Annotated in this window: 1 rRNA gene; it reads right to left on the minus strand. The window is 54.3% G+C overall.

The window, feature by feature from the left end:
* Positions 1-23: 23 nt before the first annotated feature.
* Positions 24-2,931: ribosomal RNA gene (locus Xmir_RS34985) — 23S ribosomal RNA — on the minus strand.
* Positions 2,932-2,978: the final 47 nt, after the last annotated feature.

Genomic DNA, 2,978 nt, shown 5'->3' on the forward strand with positions numbered 1-2,978 from the left:
ACCCAAAACACCTTCGGTGTTGTCAGGTTAAGCCGCACGGTTCATTAGTACTGGTTAGCTCAACGTCTCGCAACGCTTACACACCCAGCCTATCCACGTCCTCGTCTCGGACGTTCCTTCAGTGTCCTCAAGGGACAAGGGAAGACTCATCTCAAGGCAAGTTTCCCGCTTAGATGCTTTCAGCGGTTATCTCTGCCGCACTTAGCTACCGGGCAATGCCATTGGCATGACAACCCGAACACCAGTGGTGCGTCCACTCCGGTCCTCTCGTACTAGGAGCAGCCCCTTTCAATCTTCCAGCGCCCACGGCAGATAGGGACCGAACTGTCTCACGACGTTCTAAACCCAGCTCGCGTACCACTTTAAATGGCGAACAGCCATACCCTTGGGACCTACTTCAGCCCCAGGATGTGATGAGCCGACATCGAGGTGCCAAACACCGCCGTCGATATGAACTCTTGGGCGGTATCAGCCTGTTATCCCCGGAGTACCTTTTATCCGTTGAGCGATGGCCCTTCCATGCAGAACCACCGGATCACTAAGACCTACTTTCGTACCTGCTCGAGCCGTCACTCTCGCAGTCAAGCCAGCTTATGCCTTTGCACTAACCTCACGATGTCCGACCGTGATTAGCTAACCTTCGTGCTCCTCCGTTACGCTTTGGGAGGAGACCGCCCCAGTCAAACTACCCACCAGACACTGTCCGCAGCCCGGGTCACGGGCCTACGTTAGAACATCAAACATTCAAGGGTGGTATTTCAAGGATGGCTCCATGCAGACTGGCGTCCACACTTCAAAGCCTCCCACCTATCCTACACATCAAGGCTCAAGGTTCAGTGTCAAGCTATAGTAAAGGTTCACGGGGTCTTTCCGTCTTGCCGCGGGTACACTGCATCTTCACAGCGAGTTCAATTTCACTGAGTCTCGGGTGGAGACAGCCTGGCCATCATTACGCCATTCGTGCAGGTCGGAACTTACCCGACAAGGAATTTCGCTACCTTAGGACCGTTATAGTTACGGCCGCCGTTTACTGGGGCTTCGATCAAGAGCTTCGCCTTGCGGCTGACCCCATCAATTAACCTTCCAGCACCGGGCAGGCGTCACACCGTATACGTCCACTTTCGTGTTTGCACAGTGCTGTGTTTTTATTAAACAGTTGCAGCCAGCTGGTATCTGCGACTGGCTTCAGCTCCGAGCGCATGTCTCTTCACCTAATGCCAGCGTGCCTTCTCCCGAAGTTACGGCACCATTTTGCCTAGTTCCTTCACCCGAGTTCTCTCAAGCGCCTGAGTATTCTCTACCTGACCACCTGTGTCGGTTTGGGGTACGATTCAGTGTTACCTGGTGCTTAGAGGCTTTTCCTGGAAGCAGGGCATCAACCACTTCAGCACCGTAGTGCCTCGTCATTACGCCTCAGTGTTGCAGTACTCCGGATTTGCCAGGAGCACACACCTACACGCTTAAACCGGGACGACCGTCGCCCGGCTGGCCTAGCCTTCTCCGTCCCCCCTTCGCAGTAACACCGAGTACAGGAATATTAACCTGTTTCCCATCGACTACGCCTGTCGGCCTCGCCTTAGGGGTCGACTCACCCTGCCCCGATTAACGTTGGACAGGAACCCTTGGTCTTCCGGCGAGCGGGTTTTTCACCCGCTTTATCGTTACTTATGTCAGCATTCGCACTTCTGATACCTCCAGCATGCCTCACGGCACACCTTCGCAGGCTTACAGAACGCTCCCCTACCCAACAACACATTCGTGCCGCTGCCGCAGCTTCGGTGCATGGTTTAGCCCCGTTACATCTTCCGCGCAGGCCGACTCGACCAGTGAGCTATTACGCTTTCTTTAAATGATGGCTGCTTCTAAGCCAACATCCTGGCTGTCTGAGCCTTCCCACTTCGTTTCCCACTTAACCATGACTTGGGGACCTTAGCTGGCGGTCTGGGTTGTTTCCCTCTTCACGACGGACGTTAGCACCCGCCGTGTGTCTCCCGTGATAACATTCTCCGGTATTCGCAGTTTGCATCGGGTTGGTAAGTCGGGATGACCCCCTAGCCGAAACAGTGCTCTACCCCCGAAGATGAGTTCACGAGGCGCTACCTAAATAGCTTTCGGGGAGAACCAGCTATCTCCCGGTTTGATTGGCCTTTCACCCCCAGCCACAAGTCATCCGCTAATTTTTCAACATTAGTCGGTTCGGTCCTCCAGTTAGTGTTACCCAACCTTCAACCTGCCCATGGCTAGATCACCGGGTTTCGGGTCTATACCCTGCAACTTAACGCCCAGTTAAGACTCGGTTTCCCTGCGGCTCCCCTAAACGGTTAACCTTGCTACAGAATATAAGTCGCTGACCCATTATACAAAAGGTACGCAGTCACACCCGCAAAGGGTGCTCCCACTGCTTGTACGTACACGGTTTCAGGTTCTCTTTCACTCCCCTCGCCGGGGTTCTTTTCGCCTTTCCCTCACGGTACTGGTTCACTATCGGTCAGTCAGGAGTATTTAGCCTTGGAGGATGGTCCCCCCCTATTCAGACAGGATACCACGTGTCCCGCCCTACTCTTCGAGCTCACAATACCAGCGTCTTCGGATACGGGGCTATCACCCTTTACTGCCGGCCTTTCCAGACCGTTCTCCTGGCGCTGATGCTGATGCTGGCTCTGGGCTGTTCCCCGTTCGCTCGCCGCTACTGGGGGAATCTCGGTTGATTTCTTTTCCTCGGGGTACTGAGATGTTTCAGTTCCCCCGGTTCGCCTCATTCACCTATGGATTCAGTGAATGATAGTGCAACGGATTGCACTGGGTTTCCCCATTCGGGTATCGCCGGGTATTGCGGTTCCTATCACCTGACCGGCGCTTTTCGCAGATTAGCACGCCCTTCATCGCCTCTGACTGCCTAGGCATCCACCGTGTACGCTTATTCGCTTAACCTCACAACCCGAAGGTGTCTTCAGATTGCAGGGTTGAGAGACTCATCA

The organism is Xenorhabdus miraniensis (genome assembly GCF_002632615.1).